Source organism: Sphingomonas sp. M1-B02 (genome assembly GCF_026167525.1).
Classification (GTDB): Bacteria; Pseudomonadota; Alphaproteobacteria; order Sphingomonadales; family Sphingomonadaceae; genus Sphingomonas.
In genome coordinates this window covers 1,660,893-1,682,863 of the sequence record NZ_CP110679.1, presented here as the reverse complement: position 1 = coordinate 1,682,863, position 21,971 = coordinate 1,660,893, and the positions used below count along the sequence as shown (strand labels likewise).

Here is a 21,971-nt window from a genome sequence, read left to right as displayed (position 1 = left end):
GCCTTCCCCCAATCTTCTCAATCGACGGAGCCGATGATGAAAAAACCTTGGAGCGCGTTGCTGATCAGCGCGGCCATCCACGCCGCGCCTGCATACGCTTTGCCGGACCCTGAGCCCGCGCCGACCGTGCCCGCAGCGCCGGCCGTCGCGCAGCCCACGGGCCCCGCCGACTCGCATTTTGCCGGGGCCAAGCCGATCGCAAGCGCCGACCTGGGCGCGGTGACCGGCCAAGCGGACCTTGCAATGGTGGTCCGTGCGCAGAATACCAGCACGGTCTCGAACAATTCGGTTTCCGGCCAGTCGCAGACCGGCGCAATCCGTTTCGACGACCGTTCCTTCTCGAGTATGAACGGGCTGTCGCTACTCAGCGTCAACACCGGCAATAACGTCTCGATCAACGCCTCGCTCAACGTTAATATCGCGATCCAGCCTTGATCGTATGCGATCGCGGGACCTTCCTTCGCGTTGCGCGGCGCCGGCGATGCTAGCGATGCTGGCGGCCCTCGGCGGCTGCGCGAGCGCGCCATTACCCGAACGCGGCAGCCGGCTTGCCTCGGGCGGGGTGCTCGATTTCCAGCTGCCGGTCACGTCGCTGCTCGGGCGCCGCTTCGAAACCGTGGTGCGCCAGCAATATGATTTTAGCTGTGGTTCGGCGGCGCTCGCCACGCTGTTGCGCTACCACTATGGCGATCGGCAGACCGAGCAGACCGTGTTCATCGACATGTTCCGCGATGGCGAGCAGGACCAGATTCGCAAACTCGGCTTTTCGCTGTTGGACATGAAGCGATATCTCGCCGCGCGCGGGATCGCAGCCGACGGCTATCGCGTGACGCTCGATCAGATCGCCAAGGCCGGCACCCCCGGCATCGCGCTGATCGACTTCAACGGCTACAAGCACTTCGTCGTCGTCAAGGGGTTCGAAGGCCGGACCTTGCTATTGGGCGACCCCTCTCTAGGGCTACGCCGCGAGGACGCCGCGACATTCGCTAGGCAGTGGAACGGCGTGTTTTTCGTCATCAACGGCAGGAGCGCGGGCGGCAATTTCAATAGCTCGCCGGATCTCGCCCGCGCCCCGCGAGGGCGCTTCTATGCACAAGCCGAGGCGCTCGACCTCGCCGGGCTGGCGCTGACCCGCCCGCTCAACCTGCCCGCACCGTTACCGAGGGAATTCTGATGCTCGCGTCCGGTCTTCTGCTGATATTCAGTCTCGGCGCGACCGCGCCGGTCGAGATCGATGCCTGTCTTACCGCCTGCATCGCCACCGCAGAGCGAGTTCCCGACACGTTGCTCGCGCAGATGCGCGGCGGCGTCGAACTGCCCAACGGGCTCAATGTCGCGATCGGCATCGACATTCAGACGCGCGTTGACGGAGTGCTTGTCCTTCACACCGTCTATACCAGCGACGGGCCTAATGCGGGCATCCGCGTTTTCACCAACGGTACCAACCAGGTGCCACTGCCGCCCGGAGCGACGACGGTACGGACCAGTTCATCGGGCGGGATCCCAATCGTGACGGTCGATCGGTCGCCGGCGGGGACGACGATCGTTCCCGGCCGGTCGATCAATGCGAGCAACGTCAACGTGGTCAATAGCGGGCCCGAGACCTGGCCGTCGGGGCAGGGGGAAACCCCGGTGCCGGTGACCGCCAACGGCCCCTCCGTTGCGGCCGCACCGGGCGCCTTCCGGATCGAGACCAGCGACACGGGGGCGGCGGTGATCCTCGCCTCACCCAGTCTAGAGATCCGCCAGCTTGTAGGTAGTGCAACCGGCATCGTCGTGGCCAATGCCGCCGACAATCGCTCGATCGAGACCGTGAGTGCAATCAACGTCGAACTGCAGGGCGTGTCGCCGCAATTGCTGGCGGGGGCCTTCGCCGCCCAGCGCATGGCGGTCGAGTCCGTGCTCGTTCGCGCGCCCGGCGGACTTTAGGAGAGAAAATGAAGCTATTGCTCGGCACGGCTCTCGGCGCCGCGATCGGATTGAGCGGGGTCGCTTCGGCGCAGTCCGTTTCTGGTGATGTTGCGACGCTGCGCAAGGAAATCGCGGCCGAACGCGCGCTGATCGAGGAGCAGCGTGCGGCAATCGATCGCCAAAGCATGCGGCTACAGGCGCTTGAAGCGCAGCTTGTTGCGAGGATACCGGCAAACGACGGGCAGACGGAAGCTGCTTCGAACAGCCCGACCGCAGTGCCGCTGCCGCCCTCGCCGCCGCCCTCCGCGAGGCAGGCCGGCGAGGTCATGGCCGTCGGCGAGGCGCCGACCGACCAGCGGCAGGTCGAGGTCGCGGTGCTCGCCGATCAGGGCGGGATCATCACGAGCAGCGGCCGGCTGACGATTGAGGGCGCGTTCGAATATGCCCATGCAGATCGCAACCGCGTCGTGTTTCGCGGTGTGGCAATTCCCGAGGCGGTGCTAATCGGTGCCTTCGACATCAACGAGAGCCGCCAGAATGTGATGACGGCGGCGATCGTCGCTCGGCTCGGCGTGAGCAGCCGCTTCGAGATCAATGGGCGGCTGCCTTATGTCCGCCGGTCGGACCAGTCGACGCTCGCGCCGGTCGTCAACAACGGCAATGCGCAGACCGGGACCGACCGCTCGATTACCAACGGCAATCTCGGCGACGTGGATTTCGGGATGCGGTACCAGGTCACCGACGGCGGCGGCGGATTACCCTATCTGATCGCGGGGGTGCAGGCGGTGGCCCCGACCGGCACCGATCCGTTTGCGGTCCCACGGGACGCGCTTGGTAATCCGCTGGAGGCCGCGACCGGCGCTGGCTTTTGGGGAGTCACCCCGAACCTCACCGCCGTATTGCCGACCGACCCCGCTGTCTTGTTCGGCACCATGAGCTACACCTATAATTTCAGCCGCAAGATCGGCGGGACGATCGGCAGCGCCTTTGTCGACCGGGTCAGCCCGGGCGGGGCGCCGTCGGCGAGCGTCGGCATTGCGGTGTCGCTCAACCCGCGGACCTCATTCAGCCTCGGCTATGCGCTCACCATCGTCAACGGCACCGAGACGCGTCTGCAAACGATCAACCCGCAGAACGGCGTGCTCAGCGACCCGATGACCGTGCTCACCCGCGACCTGCAGCTCGGACGCCTGCTGTTCGGCATGAGCTACCGAGTCAGTCCCAAGACGACGCTCAATTGGAACGTCGAAATAGGCGCGACGGAAGATGCAACCGATCTACGTACGAGCCTGCGCATCCCACTTACATTCAACTTATTCTAATGCTTTGGCATCGACCCGCGCGTGCAGTGTTATAGCTCCAGCACGGGGAGCGTGCCATTGCCGTGAATAGACCGCTGTCGGGATCTCAGAATCCTCGCCGAGCGACCGGACCAAGGGCGCGAGTTGGCGTTGCGTCGAAGCTGAATGAACGGCCGGAAACTTGAGGCCCCAGCCCGAAAGCGGCTGGGCCCTAATTCACCCAATTGCCCCCGCCATTAACGAATGGCTGCTTCCGGTCTTGACCGACGCTTCGGCGAACGACCAGTATTGAGGCACAGAGCGGACCAGGTGCGATCGACCCACTGCAATCACTTGAGGTATTTCTGCCTATTGGATGTTTCAGTAAGCGAGCTTCGGGTACCACTTATCACCGCGCCCTCTCGGCGTGAGATCAAGCACGGTCCATAACGGCGAGAGGTCAGGACCACCGCGCGGGTCCTTGCCCTCGTCGGCCATCTCGCCGGTCATCTCGCCCTTCCAGAAAAGCCGGATTTCAGCGTTCTCGCCACTTCCATTCTTGTTGAACACGGCCATCACGGGCCATTCAGCGCCGGATTTGGGGTCAAGACCCCCAAAATCGAGCGCGTAGTCGTCTTCTAGAGTCTGATGGAACCGGAGGGCATGCCAACCGCGCTCCTGAGCAAAAGCGAGTTGCCGCTCAACTGTCGAGCGGCCGATGACCGCCAGAGCAACACGCTGCGTCAAGTCGTTGGCATTGGCATCCAGTGGACCAAGCAGATTTGTACACATTGGGCAGGGGCGGTCGCGCTCCGGACCGTACATCCAAAAATATGTGACAAGCGTATCGTGGTCCCCGAACAATTCGATCAATCCGACGTCGTCGCCGTTCGTATCCTTGAACCGATAGTCTTTTTCGATCAGCGGACCATCAGGGAGCGACTGTCGCTTCGCCGATACGCGATCGATGTACCGCTGCAGTTCAATCTCGTCGGCGAGCAAATCCTGGCGCGCTTTGCCATAGGCGCCACTCTCGCCCGGAAACGGCTTGCGTAGCGCAGCAAGGTTCGCAGTGGTGGAATCCGACATGGCTCAAGTCTCCTGACCAAGACAACGCGTGACCTGAAGCAAAAGAACCACGCGAACAAGCAACAGCTTCCGGGCATCGTCGGAGCAGCTGAACGGCCGCAAGGGGCGTAAAGGGGCTATTTGAGTATACTGGGTGCGACGTTGGGGCCGGTTCGCCAGCTGGACATTCAGTGGGACCATTCAACGCGACAGGCGCGCCCCGCACGCTTGTCGAACTAGCTCGGACAACACACCGACTCGTTCGATCAGCCAGTAAAGTTCGGCTTCCGTAATTCGATAGTGGGGCGAGTACCGCGCATCCACATACGCGCGGCGAAGTAGCTCGAAGCTTCGTTGCGAGGACCGGGTGTCGCGGGGCCATGCCTCGATTAGCCCGGGTGCTAGCGGTTCGGCGTGCGATCGTAAGAAGTTCAGCTTGTGACTCTTCGGGCTATAAAGAGTAAATACAAGGGAGATGCAGTGATATAGCCGTTCTGTAGCTTGGTGCAGGTCAAACGCCGCTTTCTTCAGATCGCCGTCCCGCTGGGCATATGAAGCTCCCCGGATGAACGGCGCTACGCTTGCAAACCACTCGTCAAAATAGCCCCGTGCTTCAGCCAGCGCAGCCTCTGGCGACAGCGGCTTCGCCTGCTCAAATGGGTGGTCTGGCGCCTCATAGAGCGCGATGCCATCCCGGACGATATCGACGAAAAACGGCCGTCCGCGCTTCAGCTGGGCGTTCACGTCGGAAAGGCTGTGGACGATGAAATTGACCGGCGTGCGCAATTTGCCAGTCACGGTCTGCTCGCGCAGCAGATGGTCGTCGGCCTGTGCCCAATATTCGGTGACGTCGGCGAGTTCGTCGTGGTTGACCACGACCAGCAGATCATAGTCCGAATAATAGCCGCCGACGGGATCGGCTACCCAGTCGCCGCGGGCGTAGGAGCCGAACAGGATGATCTTGAGGATCCGCCCTGCCTTTCGGTGGGGAGCGTTGCGGCCCGCAAGCGCGTCCTCAAACTCGGCGAAAAGGATGCGCACGATCGCCGCGAGTTCGTGACGCTTGGCGGCGGGCAGATGATCGAGGTCGGTGCGCATCGGTGCGAGGTTCTAGCGGGGCAGGGGGATCAGCGCACCGTTTTAATGCGCCCGGTGGTACGCGGCGCCCAGCCGTCCCGTCATAGGGCAGACGGGCAGAACCGCCGTCATGCAGCCTGCGGGACGTCGGCGATATCGAGCCCGTTACCAAATCCAGGCCGCGCACGCACGAGCGCCCACAGGGATGTGGTCGAGACCCTTCGGTAGCTCAACGATTTCCAAGGTCCGCTTCGGCGTTTGCACGGGAAATGCCGCCTGTGGGGACTCGCCCTACAATCGGCCGGACCGCCTGTATCATGAGCTGCCTGTCGGCAACGCGCTTCCATCTGGACCTTCGTCGATGCAAACGATCTTCTTAGAAGCTGCCATCCTCGCTTGGTGTGCACTGGTGTTTGAGAATGACAAACCATTAGTTCGCGCGCTGAACGCGAATGTTTACGGGACCGTCTCGCTCGAAGCTCGAAAGGTCTCCAATCACTTGACCGAGAACAACGATACCAGGCGGGGGTAGCTGACCTTTACGGTAATAGATGACGAAATCATCGCTCCCCCACAGCCCCACCGTTCCTGTCGAAAAATCCACTTTCCGCGGCATCTCTGGCAAGGGCGAAGGGTAGATTTCCCGTTTTCTCCCGCCGCAGATGATCACGCATCTCGATTGTGATCGGCAGCATTCTCACCAGCGCTTGAGCAGCATCGTTATCGGCTAGTTCGGCGGTGAGCATCCCCCGATCCGACGAGATGAGAATTCGATCTCCCTGCTTTGCCCGCTTGGGTTTGGGGCTCACTTGGCTTTCTGGCGCTGTGTCTTTCGTGCGAGCCGTCGGGCTGGCAGTTCGCTCCTCGGCGCTGCACGCAGCGCCGAGGATGCCAGTGGCAAGCATGATCGCCATTCGACCGTCGCTTCTCACGGATGCGTCGGCCCGGCGAGATACTGTTCGTCGGTGACATGCTCCATCCACGTTACCGGTGAGCCGTTCTGTGCCTCCTGAATGGCGATGTGAGTCATGGCCGCCGTAGGCGTGGCGCCGTGCCAATGCTTATGGTCGGCCGGGCTCCACAGCACGTCGCCGGCATAGAATTCGAGTTTCCGGCCGCCCTCGATTTGGGTCCAACCCACCCCTTCGGTGACAATCAAGGTCTGGCCCAGCGGGTGCTTGTGCCAGGCGGTCCGAGCGCCGGGCTCGAAGTGGACGATGGCACCGCCAACGCGGGACGGGTCAGGGCGCTGGAACGAGCCGGTGATCGTGACCTTGCCGGTAAACCACTCCGCCGGGCCGGCCATGGTCTTCTGGTCGGCTTTGCGTGTCACTTCCATGGTAGGTGCCCTTTCTTGGGCGATTGCAGTCGAGGTCATGCCGATGGCGGCAAGCATGGCCAAAACGGGCGCGGCGCGGTCGCGGATGGTCAGAAGGCTGCTCACTTTGCTGCTCCTGTCGTCGGGAGGGTGGTGGTGAAGAACGATGCCAGCCGATCGAACGGGATCGGGTTTACGCGGTCGTAGAGGTCCACATGGCCAGCGCCCGGTACCATCACGAGTTCCTTGGGCTCGGCAGCCCGGCGAAATGCGTCCTCGCTGAATTCGCGCGAGTGCGCCCGATCGCCGGTGATGAACAGCATCGGGCGCGGCGAGATCGTCTCGATGTCGTTGAAGGGGTAGAAGTTCATGAACTTGACGCTGCTGGTCAACGTGGGATGCGTCGTGAGCAGCGGGGTGGATCCCTTCGGCGTGAACTCGCCGCGCGGGGTGCGGTAGAAATCATAGAATTCGCGCTGGATCGGGTCGGTCTCCGCAGTCAGCTGATCCGTGGTTCCGCCGACATATTCGATCTTGCCGCCAGCGAACTCGACGTCCCGCTGCTCGGCCGCCGCCGCGATCATCTGCTTGCGCTGGGCGAGTGACTGGCCCTGGCGCAGCCCGTTCCTGCTTGCCGAACCCATGTCGTACATGCTGACCGTGGCAATCGCCTTCATCCGTGGATCGATCTTGGCTGCGCTGATGACGAAGCTACCGCTGCCGCAGATGCCGAGCACGCCGATGCGCTCCCGATCCACGAACGCCTGGGTCCGCAGGAAATCGACAGCGGCGTTGAAATCCTCGGCATACATCTCGGGGGCGACGGCATTGCGCGGCTGGCCCTCGCTCTCGCCCCAGAAGGACAGGTCGAGCGAAAGGGTGACGAAACCACGCTCGGCAAGCTTGGTGGCGTAGAGGTTGGAGCTTTGCTCCTTCACTGCACCCATTGGGTGGCCGACAATGATAGCAGCATTGCTGGCGTTGCGGTCGAGGGTCTTCGGCATAAAGAGATTACCGGCGACGCGCAGGCCGTACTGGTTCTTGAAGGTGACCTTCTGCACCGTCACCTGCTCGCTGACATAAAAATTGTTGGCATTGTTGGAAATATCTTGAGCCTTTGCTGAGACGGGAATGGCGGCGGCGGTTAGAAGGCCGAGGGCGAGCGCGGCGCCGGCGCTGCGCGACGTGGCGAGCCGTCGGGCGCTTCGGCGTGGATCGATTGTCATAGGCTTATTTCTTTGATGGGGATTGGAGCGGAGGAGCGGCCGCCGGCCCAGCCAAGCAGCGCGGAGCCAACGAGCAGGAGGGCAGCTGCCAGGAAGGTCGCCCGGGCGCCGAAGGCGTCGAACAACAGGCCGCCACCGCCGGCTCCCACGGTGATCGCGAGCTGAACGACCGCGACCATCAGCCCCCCGGCAGCTTCAGCCTCTTCGGGAAGCGTGCGGCTGAGCCACGTCCACCAGGCGACCGGCAATGCGGTCCCGACAAATCCCCAGCCCGCAAGTAGAACGGCCGTGGGGATGGGCATCGAGCCGAGGGGAATGAGGGCCAGGGCCAAGAGGGCCATGACAAGGGGGGCTGCAACCAGCGTGGTAGCCAGGCTCCAGGCAACAACTCGACCGATCAGCCAAGTTCCGGCCAGACCCGCCAAGCCCATCGCAAGGAGCATGGCTGAGAGGAGCGAGACGCTCACTCCGGTGGTATGCTCGAGGAACGGCCGCAGATAGGTGAACAGCGCGAACTGGCCCATGAACAGCAAGGCGATCGCGGCCATGCCGAAACGCGCCTTGGGCCGGCGCAGAACGCTGAGGGCGCTCTCTCTTGCCGAGGAGCGTACCGACGGCATCGATGGCAGAGTCAGCCATTGCCAGACGAACGTCGTCGCCGCGAGCGGAACGACAATCAAGAACGCACCTCGCCAGCCGATGTACTGGCCAAGGAAACTCCCGAGCGGTGCGGCGATGGTGGTGGCAAGCGCATTGCCGCCGTTAAGAAGCGCCAGCGCCTTAGGTACCTTATCCTGAGGCACCAGACGCATGACCGTGGCGGCGGACATCGACCAGAAGCCGCCGACGGATATGCCGAGCAACGCCCGGCCAGCCATCAGCATGAGGTAGGTCGGGGCATGCGCGACCATCAGTCCCGACACCAGCATCAGCGCGGTAAGACCGAGCAACAGCCGGCGGCGATCGATCCCGACCGCGAGCGAGGATATGCTGAGGCTGGTCAGGACCGCGAACAATCCCGACATGGAGATGGCCTGTCCGGCGGCACCTTCGGTGACCCCCAAATCAAACGCGATCGGGCTGAGGATGCTGACCGGCATGAACTCGGAAGCGATCAGAGTGGCGACGCACAAGGTCAATGCCAGAACCGCTCCCCAACTCCCGATCTGCGAAGCGGGTGCCGCAAGCGCGGGGCCTATCGATACTGTTTCGGTGGTGCTGGCCATAGTTAGTCCCGGGCTACGTGATTGAGCCTTCAGGGTTCTATATGGTCCAGGAGAGGCCTAGGATTAGCCGGTGTCTGGTTGATGGTGCGATGAGCCTAGCTCATCAATCCTATGTCAAAGTCCGAGCGGGCGCATCTCTCTGATGAGTTCGACCAGCAGGCGCAGAGCCGTCGGCAGCTGGCGACGTCCCGAATAGTAGATGTGGAATCCCGGCCCAATCGAAGCCCAATCGGCGAGGACGGTCCGCAACTCGCCGCCGGCGACCAGGGACGCCACCGAAGGCTCGGGAAGGTAGGCTAGGCCGGCGCCGCCCCTGACGAGGCTCAGTGCAAACTGGGTCTCGTCGAAGGTGATAGCGCCGGGCGCGTCGATCGCGAGTTCCTCGGCTTTCTTTTCGAACTCCCATTGGTAGATGCTGTCATCCCCAAGGCGGATGCGGAGGCAGCGATGCTCGAGCAGGTCGCGAGGGTGCACGGGCGTGCCGTGCTTCTCGAGGTAGGCAGGCGAGGCTACGACAACCCACCGGATGTCGGGCGAGAGGCGCTGCGCGATCATGTCCTCGGGGACCGTCCCGCCATATCGGATACCGGCATCGGCCCCCTCGGCGATGACGTCGACCAAATGGTTGCTGACGGCGACATCGATCTGAATGTCGGGATAACGCTCTACGAAGGCCGGGAGGACAGGGCCGAGGAGTAAGGTTGCCGCGTGTTCCAGCACGTTCAGGCGAATGCGACCCGTGGGTTCGACCCGATAGCGGTTCAGCGCTTCGACGGCCGAGCCGATTGCATCAAACGGCTCGCCAATCTTGGCAACAAGCTCTTCGCCGGCGGCCGTGAGCGTGACGCTGCGGTTCGTCCGGTTCAGCAGGCGCACGCCGAGCCGGGTTTCCAGGCCCTTGAGAGAATGGCTCAGTGCGGACGCGCTGACACCGAGCTCAAGCCCGGCGCGCCGGAAGCTCCGATGCCTGGCGATCGCCAAAAAGTAGCTGAAGTCGGCAAGGTCTGTCCGGCTGATCTGCATCACAGCAAACTGCCCGCGCAGCTTCCAAATGACAACTCTGTTGAAGCCTGCTCAATATACATCGTGCCTGCCAGCGGCGGCCGCCTAGCGCGGATGGCGCCCGGTGGGTCCGCTTGTTTATTTGGTGCTGGTAACCGGACGATCGTCGACGGCCCCATTTGGTGGCCCGGGCAGCAAAGCGCCCAATTTCCGCCGCTCGGCTTCCGAGCTTCCGGTCCCGAAAGCTGCCTCGAGTTATCTGCCCGGTAGGCAACCCTAGATAGCTGGCTTGCGGCTTTGCAATCACCCGCTGGTGCGGTGGGCCGACAGACTATGTTTCAAGCCGGTCGCGGCGCATACGAACGGTTACTACTAGACCGCTTTTTTGCCAGTCATAGATCAGCTCCCCGCCGAGCTGGCCCGACACGCTGCGGGCGATTAGCTTGCTTCCGAAGCCTTCTAAAGCCTTGGCATCTGCGATTAAAGGTCCGCCCGTCTCCGTCCACGTTACCAAGATGTAATCGCCGTCCATTTTGCTCGAAACGTCGAGAAAGCCGGTTTCTGCGGACAACGACCCATATTTTACGGAATTAGTGGCCAGCTCGTGAATTACCATCGCAAGCGATGTCGCCGCCTTCTCCCCTACGCCCATCCTGGCAACTGCAACACGAATGCGACCGGAGAAAGCCGCCGTCTCGTCGTAAGGAGCGAGCAAGATCGACAAAAGATCGCCAAGCAGCGCAGCCTTGCCCTGCTCGTTCGGCAGCGGCCGCACAAAGTCATGTGCTCGCCCAAGCGCAGTCAGGCGCTGGGTCAGCTTTTTGGCCATTTCCTCGACTGATGTGGCTGAGCGGGCGGTAATCTGGGTCAGACCGGTGGCAATGGTCAGCAGGTTTTTGACCCGGTGGCTCATTTCCCCAGCAAGTAGTTCGCTGCCCTCCTCGGCTTGCTTGCGACCGGTAACATCAAGGAAAATACCGTGCATAACGCGGCCAAGAATGCCGTCGTCGGCACCCCTTCCTCGCGCTGCAATCCAGCGCACTTCGCCTTCCAGGCAGATGCGAAAGTCGATCTCGTAAGACCCCTCTATCGACCGAGTTGCGTTGAAGGCGGCGCGGACCCTGTCTCTGTCGACGGGATGGATGCGAACCGACAGCTCTTCGAAAGTAACTTCATCCGCCTGGGGCAACCCCCAGAGTTCGAAGGCGCGTTCATCCATCGAAAACTTGTCCGAATCGACGTGCCACGCCCACACAGCGACGCACGCTGCGTCAACAGCTACCTTCAGTCGCTCGTCCGGCTGAATCAACACTCTCGAATCATTGGCTACCAACCGTCTGCCCTCCCGCGCCAAACAACAAGGTAGTGTGCGATTGAATGATGGGGTGCAAGCCAAGCAAATTACGCGAGCACCGCGGAGAAGCGCTTCCGCCAGCTAGGCTTCCCACGCCATTAGCGCGCGGCTGAACCCAATTCACCCTGTTTCCTGGTCCGATGCGATGTCCTCGGCCTCGGCATATCCGCAGCAGACCCAATTCTAGGTAGGATATATACAACGCCGCAAGAGTGCGTTGCGACGAGAGCGCATCTTAAATGCTACCCGCGGGATGAAATGGACCCAAATTCATCCTCACGCGCTTTTACGAAGATTGCAAATGCGGGGGGCCTCGCACGAGCGTCGAGGACTGCGAAGCGCTCGGGCTCCGATTGTCTTGATCTCCCCTTCGCGTATTGACCCCTTCGATACGCGCAACTCTGCGAGTTTTAAGATGCTGAGTTTCCTTGTTGATGGCGGCCAAATGGGGGCAGCCATACGTGCCTATGACTGGAACAATACGCAGTTGGGACATCCTGCGGAATGGCCGACGCCACTTAAAACTCTCGTCGGGGTCGTGCTCGGCTCCAATCAGCCGATGTTTATAGCGTGGGGCAGTGAGCAAATCCTGTTCTACAACGATGCCTACGCTGCCATTCTGGCGAACAAACATCCCGGCGCGCTTGGTGGCTGCTTTCTTGAGGTATGGTCTGAAATCAAGGCGGACCTGGTCCCGATCGTGGCGCAGGCCTATGGCGGGGTGCCAGTCCATATGGACGACATTACCCTCATGATGAATCGGCGCGGCTATGTGGAGGAAGCGCATTTTGCCTTCTCCTACACGCCGATCAGAGGTGACGGCGGTGTGGTGGAGGGGCTCTTCTGCGCGTGCACCGAGATCACCGAGCAGGTCCTTGCGGATCGCCGCCGCGAGGCGGACACGCAACGCCAGCGGCAAATGTTCGAACAGGCACCGGGATTCATCACGATCCTGCATGGCCCCGAGCACGTATTCGAATTTGCCAATGCCACCTATCGCCGTCTGTTCGGCGACCGCGAATTCGTCGGGAAGACGGTGCGTGAGGCTTTTCCCGAGTTGAGCAGCCAAGGCTTTTACGAGCGGCTCGACCAAGTCTACCGAACGGGCGAACGCTTCGTTGCTACTCATGTCCGGGTTGTGCTCGATCGACACGGAGACGCGTCGAGAGAGCTTTTCCTCGATTTCATTTACGAACCCATCACTGACGACGCAAATGAAGTGATCGGTATCTTCGTCGAAGGTCATGACGCCACTGAGGCACGGCGTGCCCAAGCCGAGCTTCGCGAGAGTGAGGAGCGCTTTCGCCGAATCCTCGAGGGTGTGAAGGATTATTGTATCTTCACCGTCGATACCGAGAATAGGGTTCTCGATTGGACGCCCGGGGCCGAGACTGTTTTCGGGTGGCGAAGCGATGAGATGGCAGGCGCGACCGCTGACATCCTTTTTACGCCTGAAGACCGAGAGAATGGTGTTCCCACTCGCGAACTTGCAACCGCTAGAGACGCGGGTTGCGCCAACGACGAGCGGTGGCACATTCGCCGTGACGGCTCGCGGTTCTTCGCCAACGGGTCGGTTCGGCCGCTCCACGATGCGGACGGTGAGATTGCCGGCTTCATCAAAATTGCGAGAGACGAGACTGAGCGACGGGCGGCAGAAGCCGCATTGCGCGAAACCGAACAGCGCTATCGCCTCGCCGCCAAGGCGACAAACGACGCGATCTGGGACTGGGACCTGGCCACTAACCGTGTCGAGTGGAACGAGGCGGTGCAAGTGTTGTTCGGATACATTAACGATCAGGTCGAACCCACAGCGGCCTGGTGGATCGAGAACATTCACCCAGAAGACCGAGAACGGGTCAGCGTGGCAATCCATCAAGTAATCGACGGTGCGGGCGATCATTGGGCGGCGGAATATCGTTTTCGCCGCGGTGACGGCACGTATGCCGACGTCTTTGACCGGGGGCACGTCTTCAGGGACGAAGCGGGACCGGCCACTCGCATGATCGGCGCGATGCTCGATCTCACTGAGCGGAAACATGCAGAGAATGCGCTTCGAGATCTGAACGAGACACTTGAGATGCGGGTGTCGGAGCGCACGGCTGACCTGGTGGCTGCACAGGACGCCCTTCGCCAGGCGCAGAAAATGGAAGCTGTTGGTCAGCTCACTGGTGGCCTTGCTCATGACTTCAACAACCTGCTCACAGGCATTTCAGGCAGCCTTGAAATGATGCAGGTCCGGATCACGCAGGGTCGGACGGAGGATGTCGAGCGGTACATCGTCGCTGCGCAGGGGGCAGCTAAACGAGCTGCGGCCCTGACGCATCGTCTCCTCGCCTTCTCGCGCCGGCAGACTCTGGCCCCCAAGCCCACTAACGTAAACCAGCTCGTATCGGGAATGGCAGATCTGATCCAGCGCACGGTTGGCCCGTCCGTCGAATTAGAGACCGTGAATGCGGTGGGGCTCTGGCCAAGCCTTATTGATCCTAGCCAGCTCGAGAACGCGGTCCTGAATTTGTGCATTAACGCTCGCGACGCAATGCCCGAAGGAGGCAGGATCACCATCGAAACCAGCAATCGCTGGATGGATCAGAGGATGGCGGAGCAGCGCGGCCTAGATCCCGGCCAGTATATTTCACTCTGCGTCTCCGACACTGGTACGGGGATGCCCGCGGACGTAATCGCAAAGGCGTTCGACCCGTTCTTCACTACAAAGCCGATTGGAGAGGGAACCGGGCTTGGTCTTTCCATGATATATGGATTTGCCAAGCAGTCCGGCGGATCGGTGGCCATCTATTCTGAGCTTGGGCAAGGGGCCATGGTGTGCATCTACCTGCCTCGCCACCTCGGCGATGCTGAAGCAGATGGCGTCGAGCTCAATGTCGAGTCAGCACCGCGCGCAGAGGCAGGCGAGACGGTTCTAGTGGTGGATGACGAGCCGACCGTGCGGATGTTAGTCGCCGAGGTGCTCACGGACCTTGGCTATACGGCGATCGAAGCGGCGGACGGCGCTGCTGGCCTGAAGGTCATTAATTCAGATTTGCGAATAGACTTATTAGTTACAGATGTCGGCCTCCCGGGGGGGCTGAACGGGAGGCAGGTGGCCGATGCGGCTCGTGCCGTTCGGACCGGCTTGAAGGTTCTATTCATCACCGGATACGCTGAGAACGCGGTCCTTAGCCATGGTCATCTCGATCCCGGGATGCACGTTCTGACGAAACCATTCGCGATGGATGTGCTAGCAACCCGCATTAGGGAGCTAATTCAAGGGTAGAGTTCCTAACTGAACCGGCAGGACGTAGCCACGCGATAAGCACCGTGCTTCACCGAGTAGTCTGCCCATCCTTCCTATGGTGCTTCGCCGATCCATCTCCCGGTGAGCTGGGCACCAATGCCCACATCCGCCGTCGCTGACCTGCAGCAATTGAGGTTCGCTATCGAGATCTAGCCGTCCGAAGCTGCCCATTGGCAAGCGGCCCAGGAGCTGCAGGGCCGCTAAAAGAATGCTGGCTGTCGGCAACGCGCCCGAGTTTCAGACGTTCGCGGGCCGACGCGCGATGCCTCTAAGCGGAAGGAAGTCTCGCGGGGCGATTTTCTCACCGCCGGTGGCAGAATGTTTAAGTGCGGGCCAGACGTTTGAATGCGTCCATCACGTGCACGGGGTCGATCGGCTTGATCAGTATAACGCCGGGAGGCGCACACGGGTCGCAAGCCTCGGGGTTTCCGGTGATGAAAATGACTGGGATTTTGCCCAGTTCGGAGAGGATTGTCTCGACCGCATGGGGCCCGTGCCAGCAAAGAGGTTAACGTCTGAAAGAATGATGTCGGGAAGCCGCTCATGCGCGGACAGGACTGCCTCATCCTCTGTGCAAACGATTACGATCGACGTTCCGCCTGCTCGTTCTGCGAGGTATGAACGATAGTCTGCGATCAGCCATTCATCTTGGATTATGAGCACGTGGCACATGATCAGAGTACCAAGCGTGGCGAGATAGGGTCGGTCCCGCCATCGGTCCTGAGCGATGCGGCTATGGCCAGCAATATTTCGTAGGATCGCCACATTATGGGCATCGTTACGCCTTTACCTCAGGCGAGAGCACATCGACTCTCACCGCCGACGCCTGGGACGTGTGTACGGTGATCGTTTGCTAAGCGAATCTCAAGCTATCACCACAATGTACAACAATATTGGACAATAACATTCATCAATATGTCTGCAAGACATCATATGTTAGAGTGGCTTATGGCTAACTCGTTCGTCCAGAAGCTGAGTGGGTTGGCCAACTTGACGGAGGCCGATGCCGCGGCGCTCGAAGCCGCCACGGCCCGTCCTCGCCGGTACGTTGCTCGACAGGACCTTATCCGAGAAGGTGATGAGACCGGGCCCATGTTTGTGGTGCTGGAAGGGTGGGTGTGCCGCTATAAAATACTGCCAAGCGGCGCGCGCCAGATCATGGCATTCCTGATGCCAGGCGATGCTTGCGACCTGCACATCAAGTTGTTGGCCGAGATGGACCACAGCATCCAAGCCGTCACCACCGCAATGGTAGCTACGGTATCCCGATCGGAGATGGAGGCGTTAATGCGCGACCATCCGAATATCGCATCGGCGATGTATTTGGCCCAACTCGTGGACGAAGGCATCATGCGGGCCTGGATCGTCAGTATGGGAAGGCGCAGTTCCACCGAACGCCTGGCTCATCTAATCTGTGAACTTTACCTGCGGGCGCGCAACATCGGACTGGCTGGCGATGGTGAGTTTGCCTTGCCGCTCTCTCAGGTCGTCCTTGCAGACGCACTAGGCATGACTGCGGTCCACATCAACCGGGTGCTGAAGGAACTGCGGTTGGCGGGCGCAATGGCAATCAAGCGTGGCAGCGTCATCATTCTGAACCCGGTCAAGCTGGTCCAGATCGCCGGTTTCGACGAGAATTATCTCCACCGGCGTTTGCGTCACACGGGCTGATAGCCTGTCTCTCTGGTATCGTCCCTCGGGCCGAAGTCAGCCACCAACAAATCGTATCGAGCAGCGAATTCGGCATGGATCGCAGCAATCTGGGGATCCATGGATTGCTGTGCCTTAGCGTGCGACGCTGATGCACGAGCAACGTAGTAATCGTAGTGGTTTTTTGATTCGTGCATTTTGAAGCGCCCAAGGCGAAGCCGCGACCGATTTGGCTGAAGCCGCCCTTAACCCCAGCACGGAAACAATAGGCTCATGGCAGTGGCGGATTATTAACAAGCGTAAACAATCGGATGCAGAGGTAAAATTATTCTCCGGCCTCAGTCGAACCGCCTGCCCCCGGAGTTGCTAACGGTTACCCGGACCGCGCAACATGGCTCATGTGCCCGAAAGCAGTAGATCGAGACTGCTATCACGCTCTGACTTGACCGATTTGCACGGCGTCTGCGTCGCCATCAAACCCGATCGGGCCGATCGACCCAAGCAAATTCCGACTGGTAGGTTCGAATCCCTATCTCCCTTTCCCGGCCGGCGTGTCGATGCCTAACGAGATAATCGTAAAAAGTAGGATCTGATCCGCGTCCGTTACTTCGACTCGGAACTCCTCACCTGATCACACCAGCTGCGGCCTTTCCCGTAAGGTTTCGCCGGCGAACTGGACTGCCATAATCCGAGCATCGGAAATGTTCGCAAGTTCGACCCCCTCAAGGTCAGGATCATAAACGGCACCAGCCATGTTGAAAAAGAAAAGCATCCAGCACCCTTCCATATCGGAAGAGCGCCGTCTGTCTCTTAGCCGTCAGCCTCCGTTTCCCCGCTGACGATGAGTATTGGTAACATACTATATTTTCCTAGGAAGCGAGAATCGAGCCGCTCTAATGAATGAGAATCTCGAGGTCGCTAACGCAAATTCGTGCACAGTATCCGGAATTTCGCGAGCCCTGCCTGGAGATCGTCACCCAACAAAAATCGGGCCTGCTTAGGCCTTGTCCCATTTACCCACTTCGCCAATCGGAAACCGTGCGAAAACTCAACATAAATTATAGTCTCGGACTGATCATGGTCTTATGGTCGCATCTGATCCGAGGGCGTCCGCTTTACGGGCCTGGGGCTGGGCGTCTCTTACCGAGCGCTCAGCCCTACTTACAAAATACCCCCGGCAAACCGCGCCCTTCTGTCGCTATGTACTGCTCGCCAGGTGGATGGCATGGCCTCGACATCGGGCATCGCTGGGAAGTGAGCCTGCTGTGCGACTGGCGCTCTACGCTTGCGATCCTTCGTGGCCGACCAGCGGTTGCTTACCGAGTTCTGGAAGGTCCAACGATCGGGCCGCGGTACCCTTGGACTAGCTGCGACCTGCCTTAGCGGTAGAGCGCCCAGCGACTGGTCGATGCGGATGATACTGTGAAGGAGGCGAAATCGGCCAATTGGGGTTGATGGCGACGCCATCCATCGTCACCGTGCGAAGCGGCGGCATAGTTACCAGACATAATTTGGGCGAGCTACAAAGGGTGGCCGACTTTGAAAACGCCTTCATGATCTCAATGGCCCGTCTCCACGCCTTTCGAAAGCGGCATGATGCCAGCATAGCCTCGCACGGAGTTGGACGATGGCTCAATATCCCGCCGGTCGTGCCTTGTGAGGTAACACCGGTGGCCCTTCCGCGAGATGCATTGCGAGATCGCTCACCGCCCCGCTGACCCCGCGCCAACCCGTTGCTGCGGTCGAAAGCTTGCCACGGTCGGTAACAATAGAATTTAGAATGTCCGGATGAGCCGGACATTGATTTTCGGAGATCGGTCGTCCGTATCGTAGCGCGGGCCGGAGAGGGGAACCGCGACTTCGAGATTGGCGTCCATCTTGCGGGAGATGTCGGCGCGAAAGCCCCCGCCGCCCGACGCAAGCGAGCCGTCGCCGTACCCGTCGGCGAGATTGGTGACTTCGCCCCCATCGAAATACCCGTAGAGCTGAAGGTTGCGGAGTAACCTAAACGGCTTTGCCCAATCGTAGCGAAATTCCACCGAGCCCATGGCTCCCTGGTCGCCGCTGCGCTCACTCCAGTCATAGCCACGCACGAAAGCGGTGCCGCCGATGCCGATCTCCTCGGCGAAAAACAAGGGCTTGGATGAGAGCTGGCTCTGGACTGCGAGCCGCATGCTGAAATCGCCACCCAAGCTTCGCGTCCAGTCGGTCCAGGCGGAGAGAGTGGTGAAGCTGGCACCTGCATCGCGCCGTGACGACAGCGAATCGCCAAACTCAGAAGCGCCCAATATGCCGAGGCCCCGCGACACGGTGGCGTTGACGCGTAAGCGGCCCCCTGCGAATCTGCTGGCGCCGTACAAGGATATCCGCGCGGCCACGATCCGATCGTGCCGCACAAGATCGCCCCTGCGCCGCTGGGCGATATCGCGGACGCCGAGCGCGCCTTGCATCCACAGGCTCGCCGCGCGGCGGCGGGCCAGCGGCTGAAGCATCTCGATGCCAGCGAACCAGCTGCGGCTGCGGATGTCGAGATAGCCGATATAGGCACCGGGGTGAGCTAGGGAACTGGATCCGACGAGTGCAATCTCAGTGCCGTCGCGGCTGATGCGCTTGGAATAACGCGCGCGCGCATATTGCAGCTCGTTCGGCTGCAGGGGCGTCGTGGAATAGGTTACCGTGAATGCATCGTCGGACGCAAAAAGCGCATTCATGTCTACGTCGATGCGCATCTGAGCAGGTCCGATCGGCCGGCTTCCGTCGTTCGTTGCGACGATCCGTGCGGACAGTCTGTCGGTGAGCAGACGCACGACCAATATTCCCCGTCCACCCTCCCGCACATAGCGGCTCCCGGTGACCAGTACGCCATCAATATCCCCGGCGATCAGCAGGCGCCGTTCCACCTCCGATATGCGGGCGGGGCGTCCAGTGACGAGCGGCTTCAACGCCGCTTCCACCGCAGGTTGCTTCGGGCCATCGATCTGGATTTCGTCAATCTGGCCCTCATCAATCGAGATGGTCAATATGCCATTGGCGAGGGCCTGCGGCTCGATCCAGGCAGAACTGAAAGCCAGTCCACGCTCGCGCGCCCGCGCGCCGACTGCGCTTGCCAGTTCCGCTAGCTGCTCGGGGTCAAGCGTGCGCCCGATCCGGGTCGTGACGATGTCGGCGAAGTCGCCTGGCGTCAGCACTCGAAGACCGTGGACAAGGACGGCGCCCACCAGCACTGGCGGACCGACCGTGGCGACGGGCGCCGCAGGCGCCTCCACTTCCACACGCAGCTTGGGCGGCGGCGCGCTGTTCTCGAGCGGCAGCCGTTCGCGTGCGATAGCGGCGGGATCGACACGGTCGAGCACCTGTTGTCCCACCGCGGGCGTCGCCACCAGGCCACTCAGTATCGCGAGATAGAAAAGGCGCTGTGTGGCGCTACGCATCGATTGCTCCCTAACGCAGAGAGCTACGGGCCAAGCCGTTACGATTTCATCAAATTTTACGCCCATTAACTAGGCTCAGGAACATTATCGGAAGACCCTGTGGTTTATCCCGACCATAAGAATGGCGGGAATCTCATCATGAACTGGTTGTTTAAGCTGCCGAGCAGCATTCTGTGTTTACTCCTTGCGAACGCTGCGGTCGCCCAGACGGCAGATTGGAGCGTCAGCGAAGCGTCGGGGCAGGTCGTCGTCCGCGATGGCAAGGGAGATCGTGTCGCGAAGCGTGGGACGGTTGTGCCCGAAGGCGCCGTGATCTCCACCGGGCCAGATGCGCGGGCGGTCCTTGTTAAGGGTCGCGACTTCGTCACGGTTTCCGCCAACAGCCGCATCCGAGTTCCCGCCGCCGAACAGGCCCGCGGCGTGTTCCAGCTCCTTCAAGAGTGGGGCAATGCCGTTTTCAAGATCGAGAAAAAGCCAGACCCGCATTTCGGCGTCCGCACTCCTTATTTGGCGGCAGTGGTGAAGGGGACTACCTTTTCCATCACCGTGACCGGGCAGGGCGCATCACTCCAGGTTGTCGAAGGCGCGGTCGAGACGTCGACCAACGACGGCGGCGCGAGCGAACTGATCCGGCCGGGCATCGTTGCCAGCGTCATCGCCAACGATCTCTTCCGATTGACCGTACAGGGTCAGAACACGCGAACGATCGATTCGCCGCAACGGCCGATCGCTCCGGCGCAGGGACCGGTCCCCGCAGCACCACCTGGGTCAAGCGCGCCCAGCGACGGCCCGGAGGGAGCAGAGCCAACGCCGCCGCAAACCGCCGTCGAGGATCCGGCTCCCATCGGGAGCGAAATGGCCGTGGCAGCGACCGAGCCCGCAATCATCACTGAGGCGATCGTAGGCAAACCCGTTGACCTGGGCGAAGTCACCGGTGGCCTAGTGCGCGGCACCTCAGCCGTGCAACTCGCAAGCCTTGAGATAGCCACGACTGAATATACCGGCGGACCAGGGAGCAACGCCGTAAGCCCGACCCCTCCCGCTGAAGGCGTCGTAGAAACGCCACGGACCCCGATCGTAAGGGCTGCGACTTCGGACGGATCGTTCGTAGTCGAACTCACTGCTGCGGACAATGGCCCGGGTCGGCCCGAGGAGTTTCGCATGCTTCCCGGCTCCACGGGCTCTGAGAATGGGAGGCCGGCGGGGCCGGTGATCGCCGGCAAAGGCCCCAGGGACGACGTCGAGCTCGAAACGGCCGCGCCGGACGCGACGGACAAGCGCGCGCCGGATGCGCCGGACAAGCCCGCGAAGGACCCGGCCGACGCCGCGGACAAGAGCCCCAAGGACGAGGTCAAGCCCGAGACGGGCGCGCCGGACGCGAAGGAAAAGCCTGCGAAGGACCCGGCCGACGCCGCGGACAAGAGCCCTAAGGACGAGGTCAAGCCCGAGACGGGCGCGCCGGATGCGAAGGACAAGCCTGCGAAAGACGCGGCCGACGCCGTGGACAAGGGGGCGAAGAACGATCTCAAGCCCGAGACGGGCTCGCCGGACGCGAAGGACAAGCCCGCGAAGGACGCGGCCGACGCCGTGGACAAGGGGTCCAAGAATGACCTCAAGCCCGAGACGGGCTCGCCGGACGCGAAGGACAAGCCTGCAAAGGACGCTGCCGACGCCGTCTCGGACAGGACAACGAAGGACGCAAAGGAAGCCTCAGATAAGACGACAATGGACGAAGCCAGGGCGGCAAAAGATGCCGCTGCCGCCACAGACAAGGCAGCCAAGGATGCTGCCGACGCGATCGACAAGGCGGCGAAGGACGCAAAGGATACCGCAGACAAGGCAGCCATGGACGACGCTAAGGCGTCGAAGGACGCCGCCGACAAGGTTGCCAAGGAAGCCAGGGACGCAGCCGACAAGGCAGCGATGGAAGACGCCAAGGCTGTGAAGGACGCCGACAAGGTTGCCAAGGACGCAGCCGACAAGGCGGCGAAAGGTGATGACGACGATAAGGGCCATAGGGACGAGAGCAAGAGGGAAGGCGACGACGACGATTGAGCGTCCCTGAAGAAGCGGTAATTTCAGTGAGCCGTTGACGCCGCGTTAGGCGTGCGCGCGTAAGCCGATGCATTGATGGTG

Annotated in this window: 16 protein-coding genes and 1 pseudogene; 7 read left to right on the top strand and 10 right to left on the bottom strand. The window is 61.3% G+C overall.

The window, feature by feature from the left end; genetic code table 11:
• The first annotated feature begins 36 nt into the window (after nucleotides 1-36).
• From OKW87_RS08055 to OKW87_RS08040, 4 genes are read left to right on the top strand one after another with little or no spacing between them, the layout of a single operon-like run.
• Complete coding sequence (locus tag OKW87_RS08055; RefSeq protein WP_265543750.1) at nucleotides 37-435, top strand: hypothetical protein; 399 nt, start codon at nucleotides 37-39, stop codon at nucleotides 433-435.
• A 55-nt stretch (nucleotides 436-490) separates the two neighbouring features.
• On the top strand, nucleotides 491-1,174 hold the full coding sequence (locus tag OKW87_RS08050; RefSeq protein WP_265543748.1) for a C39 family peptidase: 684 nt from the start codon (nucleotides 491-493) through the stop codon (nucleotides 1,172-1,174).
• Nucleotides 1,174-1,929: a hypothetical protein gene (locus tag OKW87_RS08045; RefSeq protein ID WP_265543746.1), complete on the top strand. Its 756-nt coding sequence runs from the start codon at nucleotides 1,174-1,176 to the stop codon at nucleotides 1,927-1,929. Before OKW87_RS08050 ends, OKW87_RS08045 begins: the two co-directional genes overlap by 1 nt.
• A gap of 8 nt (nucleotides 1,930-1,937) precedes the next feature.
• Entirely contained in the window at nucleotides 1,938-3,233 is a 1,296-nt protein-coding gene (locus tag OKW87_RS08040; protein WP_265543745.1) for a hypothetical protein, read from the top strand.
• Between the two features lie 339 nt (nucleotides 3,234-3,572).
• Here the strand turns inward: OKW87_RS08040 and OKW87_RS08035 are convergent, their stop codons facing one another.
• From OKW87_RS08035 to OKW87_RS08000, 8 genes and pseudogenes are all read right to left on the bottom strand, one after another.
• A complete protein-coding gene (locus tag OKW87_RS08035; RefSeq protein WP_265543743.1) occupies nucleotides 3,573-4,280 on the bottom strand; it encodes a DUF899 family protein in 708 nt (235 codons plus the stop codon).
• 180 nt (nucleotides 4,281-4,460) lie between these two features.
• A complete protein-coding gene (locus OKW87_RS08030; RefSeq protein WP_265543741.1) occupies nucleotides 4,461-5,357 on the bottom strand; it encodes a nucleotidyltransferase domain-containing protein in 897 nt (298 codons plus the stop codon).
• 409 nt (nucleotides 5,358-5,766) lie between these two features.
• Nucleotides 5,767-6,082: pseudogene (locus tag OKW87_RS17535) on the bottom strand (cyclophilin-like fold protein).
• Nucleotides 6,083-6,264: 182 nt separating this feature from the next.
• Nucleotides 6,265-6,780, bottom strand: a complete 516-nt coding sequence (locus OKW87_RS08020) for a (R)-mandelonitrile lyase (protein WP_265543738.1) — start codon at nucleotides 6,778-6,780, stop codon at nucleotides 6,265-6,267.
• Nucleotides 6,777-7,880 carry an alpha/beta hydrolase gene (locus OKW87_RS08015; RefSeq protein ID WP_265543737.1) on the bottom strand — a complete coding sequence of 368 codons (1,104 nt, stop codon included), beginning with the start codon at nucleotides 7,878-7,880 and terminating at the stop codon, nucleotides 6,777-6,779. The genes OKW87_RS08020 and OKW87_RS08015 overlap by 4 nt, the downstream gene beginning before the upstream one ends.
• Nucleotides 7,877-9,106, bottom strand: coding sequence for an MFS transporter (locus OKW87_RS08010; RefSeq protein WP_265543736.1), 1,230 nt, complete (start codon nucleotides 9,104-9,106; stop codon nucleotides 7,877-7,879). The genes OKW87_RS08015 and OKW87_RS08010 overlap by 4 nt, the downstream gene beginning before the upstream one ends.
• Nucleotides 9,107-9,220: 114 nt before the next feature.
• The gene (locus OKW87_RS08005; RefSeq protein ID WP_265543734.1) at nucleotides 9,221-10,129 is read right to left on the bottom strand and encodes a LysR family transcriptional regulator; all 909 of its coding nucleotides are present in this window, start codon (nucleotides 10,127-10,129) and stop codon (nucleotides 9,221-9,223) included.
• A 310-nt stretch (nucleotides 10,130-10,439) separates the two neighbouring features.
• Nucleotides 10,440-11,420, bottom strand: coding sequence for a sensor histidine kinase (locus tag OKW87_RS08000; RefSeq protein WP_265543732.1), 981 nt, complete (start codon nucleotides 11,418-11,420; stop codon nucleotides 10,440-10,442).
• 457 nt (nucleotides 11,421-11,877) lie between these two features.
• On the opposite strand from OKW87_RS08000, the gene OKW87_RS07995 reads away from it, so the two are divergent.
• Together OKW87_RS07995 and OKW87_RS07990 are read left to right on the top strand one after the other, a co-directional pair.
• On the top strand, nucleotides 11,878-14,733 hold the full coding sequence (locus OKW87_RS07995) for a PAS domain-containing hybrid sensor histidine kinase/response regulator (protein WP_265543730.1): 2,856 nt from the start codon (nucleotides 11,878-11,880) through the stop codon (nucleotides 14,731-14,733).
• Nucleotides 14,734-15,702: 969 nt separating this feature from the next.
• Nucleotides 15,703-16,425 (top strand): Crp/Fnr family transcriptional regulator, encoded by a 723-nt coding sequence (locus OKW87_RS07990; protein WP_265543728.1) that lies wholly within the window; start codon nucleotides 15,703-15,705, stop codon nucleotides 16,423-16,425.
• Between the two features lie 610 nt (nucleotides 16,426-17,035).
• Here the strand turns inward: OKW87_RS07990 and OKW87_RS07985 are convergent.
• Complete coding sequence (locus tag OKW87_RS07985; protein ID WP_265543726.1) at nucleotides 17,036-17,176, bottom strand: DUF6894 family protein; 141 nt, start codon at nucleotides 17,174-17,176, stop codon at nucleotides 17,036-17,038.
• Between the two features lie 1,003 nt (nucleotides 17,177-18,179).
• Complete coding sequence (locus tag OKW87_RS07980) at nucleotides 18,180-19,784, bottom strand: ShlB/FhaC/HecB family hemolysin secretion/activation protein (protein WP_265543724.1); 1,605 nt, start codon at nucleotides 19,782-19,784, stop codon at nucleotides 18,180-18,182.
• Between the two features lie 189 nt (nucleotides 19,785-19,973).
• Here OKW87_RS07980 and OKW87_RS07975 point away from each other — a divergent pair, with 189 nt between their 5' ends.
• The gene (locus OKW87_RS07975) at nucleotides 19,974-21,890 is read left to right on the top strand and encodes a FecR domain-containing protein (protein WP_265543722.1); all 1,917 of its coding nucleotides are present in this window, start codon (nucleotides 19,974-19,976) and stop codon (nucleotides 21,888-21,890) included.
• The last annotated feature ends 81 nt before the right edge of the window (nucleotides 21,891-21,971 follow it).

Bases quoted from the DNA above. Each gene is read 5' to 3' on its own strand.
- OKW87_RS08055 (WP_265543750.1), top strand. From the start codon at position 37: ATGAAAAAACCTTGGAGCGCGTTGCTGATCAGCGCGGCCATCCACGCC.
- OKW87_RS08050 (WP_265543748.1), top strand. From the start codon at position 491: ATGCTGGCGGCCCTCGGCGGCTGCGCGAGCGCGCCATTACCCGAACGC.
- OKW87_RS08045 (WP_265543746.1), top strand. From the start codon at position 1,174: ATGCTCGCGTCCGGTCTTCTGCTGATATTCAGTCTCGGCGCGACCGCG.
- OKW87_RS08040 (WP_265543745.1), top strand. From the start codon at position 1,938: ATGAAGCTATTGCTCGGCACGGCTCTCGGCGCCGCGATCGGATTGAGC.
- OKW87_RS08035 (WP_265543743.1), bottom strand. From the start codon at position 4,280: ATGTCGGATTCCACCACTGCGAACCTTGCTGCGCTACGCAAGCCGTTT.
- OKW87_RS08030 (WP_265543741.1), bottom strand. From the start codon at position 5,357: ATGCGCACCGACCTCGATCATCTGCCCGCCGCCAAGCGTCACGAACTC.
- OKW87_RS08015 (WP_265543737.1), bottom strand. From the start codon at position 7,880: ATGACAATCGATCCACGCCGAAGCGCCCGACGGCTCGCCACGTCGCGC.
- OKW87_RS08010 (WP_265543736.1), bottom strand. From the start codon at position 9,106: ATGGCCAGCACCACCGAAACAGTATCGATAGGCCCCGCGCTTGCGGCA.
- OKW87_RS08005 (WP_265543734.1), bottom strand. From the start codon at position 10,129: ATGCAGATCAGCCGGACAGACCTTGCCGACTTCAGCTACTTTTTGGCG.
- OKW87_RS07995 (WP_265543730.1), top strand. From the start codon at position 11,878: ATGCTGAGTTTCCTTGTTGATGGCGGCCAAATGGGGGCAGCCATACGT.
- OKW87_RS07990 (WP_265543728.1), top strand. From the start codon at position 15,703: ATGGCTAACTCGTTCGTCCAGAAGCTGAGTGGGTTGGCCAACTTGACG.
- OKW87_RS07985 (WP_265543726.1), bottom strand. From the start codon at position 17,176: ATGCTTTTCTTTTTCAACATGGCTGGTGCCGTTTATGATCCTGACCTT.
- OKW87_RS07975 (WP_265543722.1), top strand. From the start codon at position 19,974: ATGAACTGGTTGTTTAAGCTGCCGAGCAGCATTCTGTGTTTACTCCTT.